Here is a 4,775-nt window from a genome sequence, read left to right as displayed (position 1 = left end):
ACCGATCACCGTCGCCGCCACATACGGCTCGCGCGTCTCTACGCGCTGCCGCAGGTCGCCGATGATCCGGGCCGCCGCGTTCGGCGCGCGGACCGGATCAAACGGCTCGAGCCACACCGTGATCGCCCCGTTGCACCCGAGGCCGGTGCCCCATACCTCGTCTTCTCCGATGCGGAAGTCGTAGAGCAGCTTGCGCGGCTCCAGGATGCGAAGCACCTCTTGGGCATGCTCGCGCAAGTCTTCCTCAATACAGCCGCCGCTCAGAATGCCCGTCACCTCGCCATCCGCATGGATGAGGCAACGCGCGCCTTCCCGGCGGTAGGCGGAGCCGTCCACATCTACAATTGTGGCAACAACGCACGCCTGACGCTCGGCCAGACAGGCGTCTAACGCAAGCATGAGCTCCTCCATGTTCATGTCATCTCCCGTCTTGCAACGATTTCCACACGCGTTCTGCCGACAATGGCAGCACATAACCGCGCCGACCGGTGGCATGGGCGATTGCATTGGCAATCGCGCCCGGAACCGGGTCCAGCGCCACTTCGCCTAAGGACTTCGCTCCGAATGGACCATGCGGATCGGCTTCCTGTACGAAATGCACCTGAACATCCGGCATATCCTTAGCCCCCGGCATGCGGTAGTCCATCATCGAAGGGTTCATGACTCTGCCTTCACGGACGATCAAGTCCTCCATCGTCACCCAGCCGATGCCTTGGGCTACGGCGCCCAGCACTTGGCCCTTCGCCATCGTTTCATGAATGATCGTGCCGGAATCATGTACTGCCCAATATCCGACGACCTTCGTGCGGCCAGTGTCCGGATCCACTTCGACCTCAGCAACATGCGCCGCAAACGGATAGTTTGGCGATGGATGCCCGAAATAGGTGGCGTCCGGCAGCTCGGTATCCGGCACATAACTTTCCTTCACCGTAAGCTCCTCGCCGGCATGACGAGCCCGGAACCAATCAGCGACATCGCTAAGGGAATACGTCTTACCGCTATATTGAACGACGCCGTCTTTAAATACCGCGCCTTCGCCCAGCGCTTCAACTGCCAGCTTCTCGATTTCGCGGACCAGCGCTTCCGCCGCTTTTTGCACCGCATTACCGCCCATAACCGTACTGCGGGAAGCCAGCGTACCGATGCCAAACGGATACCGCCCGGTATCCCCGGATTTTACTAAAATCCCGTCTTCCGGAATCCCCAGCACGCGGCTGGCGATGCGGGCGTAAGTCATCGACATCCCTTGGCCCAACTCGATTTCGCCGGTTTCCACTTCCACGAATCCGCCCGGTTTCACGCGGATCACGGCCGTTGAGCCGTCAAACCGCGGATCGATCGCACGGAAGCCCGAGACGTGATTGGCCACCGCTAGGCCAAGGCCCCGGTAAGGCGGCAATTCGTTTCTCCGCTCCCAACCGGACAGCTCCTTCACCTTCTCGATGCACGCCTCCAAATTACACGTATCGAGACGATACCCGTGCAGCGTGGTGTCGCCGGCGTGAACGATATTTTTGAGACGCAGCTCAGCCGGGTCCATCCCCAGCTCCAGCGCAATCTCATCAATCACGCTTTCCACGGCAAATAGCATCTCCGCATTGCCAAACCCGCGCATACATGTCGTTGGACTATTGTTGGTGTACACCAGGTACCCCGTCGACTTCACATTATGGAAATGATAAATGTTGTCGGGCCGGGTGCAGGCGGTGGCAATGACGTTAGGGCTCCAATAGACACGAGCGCCCGCATCGGCATATACCGTCAGATCTTTGTACACGAAATTCCCTTCCGCATCTGCCCCGATCTCAATGTCAAAAGTCAATGGAACCCGTGGATGGGCCGTGATCATATCTTCATACCGATCCAAAATGATCTTCACATGCCGCCCTGTCGCCATCGCCAAGGCGGCTGCGATCACATGAACCTTCAGGACGTATTTGGCGCCAAAAGAACCCCCAATCGGCGGCACGATAATCCGCACCTTGTCCTCCGGCAAGCCAAACCCGGCCGCATACGCTTCCCGCGCCCGATACGGAATGTGGGAAGGCGCCCAAATGGTGATGCCCTCTTCCTCCGACCAGTGCGCGATCGCCCCAACCGGCTCCAAATGCCCCTGATAAATGCGGTTCGAGATGTAACGCCCGCCTTTGACGACGGCCGCCTTCTGCTTCCCGGCTTCCACATCACCGCGCGAGACATCTACCTTCATCGGTCGGTTCAGCTCCACGTCCTCATGAATCTGAGGAGCACCGGGAGCCATCGCTGCTTCGGGGTCAAATACGCCTTTCAGAGGCTCTAGCTCCACCTCAATCAAGGCCAAGGCTTGCTCGGCTGCTTCTTTCGTCTCAGCCGCAACAGCAGCGATTTCGTCACCGATGAAGAGCACACGATCGCGGGCGAGAATGTTCCAGTCTTTGAATTTGGTCGGCCCATATTTATGGTTAGGCACGTCGTCTGCCGTGATAACAGTATGTACGCCTTCCACCTGGCGTGCTTTGTCCACGTTAATCCGTTTGATCCGCGCATGGGCCAATGGGCTGCGGTAAATCGCGCCAACGAGCTGCCCCGGAAAATTCAGATCGTGCAAGTAACGGGTCTGCCCTTCCAGCTTGGACTTCAAATCCAGCGGCTTCTGCTTTAACGTCGGATTCCCTTGCCGAGCCGAAGGATTCGGGTCAGCCGGGTTCATGACCTTGGCGTCTTGCGATTTGCTAGCTTGCTGTTGGCTGTTTGTCGTCATCGCACGGCTCCTTTCGAGGCCAGGACGTGCTCCGCCGCTTCCATAATGCCGCGATAACCGGTGCAGCGGCACAGGTTGTTCTTCAGCGCCGCGCCGATGTCGCCGCCGAACAAATCGGGATTTTGCAGCCAAGCCCAAGTGGACATCATAATCCCCGGCGTGCAAAAACCGCACTGTACGCCGCCATATTCCTGCATCGCTTGCTCCAGCTCCCGGAACTCCGGATGTCGGGCTAAGCCTTCGATCGTTTCCACCGATTGCCCTTGGGCGGAAGCGACCGGCACCAGGCAAGAGACGACCGGTTGGCCGTCCAGCAGCACGGTACAAGCCCCGCATTCGCCGGTCCGACAGCCGATCTTTGTCCCTGTCAGGCCTTGTCCTTCACGGATGACGTCCGCCAGCGAAGCGGTTGGCTCTCCGTTCCAGGTCACGTCCTCGCCGTTAATCGTTAACGTCAAACTAGAGTTAAGGTTATGGTTATGTCCGCCGTTCATGAGGCAGCACCTTCTTCCTTTTACAAATGCTTATGTGTTTTGGACGGAGGCATGGAACACTTCCTGCGGTGTGAAGCTGCGGTCCAGCAGGCCGTCCTCCTGAAGATAAGAAATAAACGTCTCGATCTGCGGCCAGTTCGCCGCAACTCCGTAAGGCCACATATCCCCGTTCATCAGCTTGGCCGAGGCTTCAGCCGATTCCCAGACAAACGGATTGGAGGTTGCGTTGCGAATCGTCTCCAGCAGCTCGGTGATCCCTTCATCTTTGATCTCCCGCATCAGCTCATACAGCTGCTTGGGCAGTTCCGGGAACTGCTCTACGGTGGTTGCCTTCAGCGAAACCAAGTGCATAATTGGGAAAATCCCCGTACGCCCGTAATACTCCCGCTCGACGTTCCATACGTCTGGGATTAACCGGCGCAGCACGCCGCCTTCGCCCGAAGCAGGGAACAGCTTGGCCGGCGGGCGCCGGGCCGTCATGATCGCATCCACTTTCCCTTCCGCCAGCGCTTCAAAAATATCGCCCTCCACCAGCGTTGCCGGTGTCTTCACCGGCACCCGCTCTGGACGGAACGTAAACCATTCCATCTCGTCAGTGGCGATCCCCCATTCATGCCGGAACATGCCCCGGACCCAGACAGCCGCGGTCATTTGATATTCGGGAAAACCGAACCGCTTGCCTTTAAGCTCGGAAGGATGCGTATATGGACTGTCCGAACGGACATAAATCGCATTATGTCGGAATGACCGGGACAGAAATACCGGGATGGCCGTTAACCGCGTATCTCCTCCGCCTTTGGCAATCAGGTAGGAGGCCAGCGACAGTTCGGATACGTCATACGACGCCTGGGAAATTTGGTTCACAAAAATATCTTCAATCGACTCCCGCTGCACGTCGAGCTTAAAGCCCGGCAGCGGTTTGGCGCCGCTGAGCAATTTTAAGGTACGATCGCTCTCTGACATGGCGATCTTTAAGGTTGTCCCTGCCATGGTGATGCTCCTCTCCCCTTCGTTACAGGCCGTTCGGTAGCAAAGCGTTCGCGACCCGCTTGATATAAGTCCCTACTAAGGCGCGGCGATACTCCGCGCTGGCGCGCACATCCGTAATTGGCGAGCTGTGCTGCACGTACAACGCGCTGAGCTCGTCCAGCTTAGCGGCGGTAAGTTCGCCGCTCCACCGCTCTTCTTCCTCCGCGCTCAGCGTGAACGGCTTCGGCGCGGCTGCGCCCACGGCGGCCGTCCCCCACTCGATCTCATGGCCTTTGCCTTGCAGCAGCAAGGCGACGGAGACGATCGAGATATCGGTGGCCGTACGCTGATCGTGCCGCAGAAACACCTGCGGCACCTCGAGCACCCGGGCCGGAATGAACAGCGACGTGATCAGCTCGCGTTCGCGGAGCTGGGTCGCCTTCGGCCCGGTGATGAAGTCCGCGATCGGCACGCTGCGAGTGCCGTCCGCCCCGGCCAGCCGGACTTCCGCTCGGTAAGCCGAACCGCGGATGATTGGAGTGTCATCGCCTGGGAACTCGTATTCGTTCAGC

General features: G+C 58.8%; 5 protein-coding genes. All 5 read right to left on the bottom strand.

Annotation, left to right across the window (positions count from 1 at the left end):
* Positions 1-411, bottom strand: a 411-nt coding sequence (locus RW092_RS06355; protein WP_316009799.1) for an XdhC family protein, incomplete at its 3' end; no start/stop codon positions are given.
* Positions 412-418: 7 nt separating this feature from the next.
* Positions 419-2,740, bottom strand: coding sequence for a xanthine dehydrogenase family protein molybdopterin-binding subunit (locus RW092_RS06350; RefSeq protein ID WP_316009798.1), 2,322 nt, complete (start codon positions 2,738-2,740; stop codon positions 419-421).
* The gene (locus RW092_RS06345; RefSeq protein ID WP_028539463.1) at positions 2,737-3,234 is read right to left on the bottom strand and encodes a (2Fe-2S)-binding protein; all 498 of its coding nucleotides are present in this window, start codon (positions 3,232-3,234) and stop codon (positions 2,737-2,739) included. The genes RW092_RS06350 and RW092_RS06345 overlap by 4 nt, the downstream gene beginning before the upstream one ends.
* A 30-nt stretch (positions 3,235-3,264) precedes the next feature.
* Positions 3,265-4,224, bottom strand: a complete 960-nt coding sequence (locus RW092_RS06340; protein ID WP_316009797.1) for a 4,5-dihydroxyphthalate decarboxylase — start codon at positions 4,222-4,224, stop codon at positions 3,265-3,267.
* 22 nt (positions 4,225-4,246) lie between these two features.
* Positions 4,247-4,775 (bottom strand): FAD binding domain-containing protein (locus RW092_RS06335; protein WP_316009796.1); only part of this gene is annotated, 529 nt, incomplete at its 5' end.

This window comes from Paenibacillus sp. 3LSP (assembly GCF_032465655.1).
GTDB classification, from domain to species: domain Bacteria; phylum Bacillota; class Bacilli; order Paenibacillales; family Paenibacillaceae; genus Fontibacillus; species Fontibacillus barengoltzii.
This window is presented reverse-complemented; position numbering and strand designations above follow the sequence as displayed.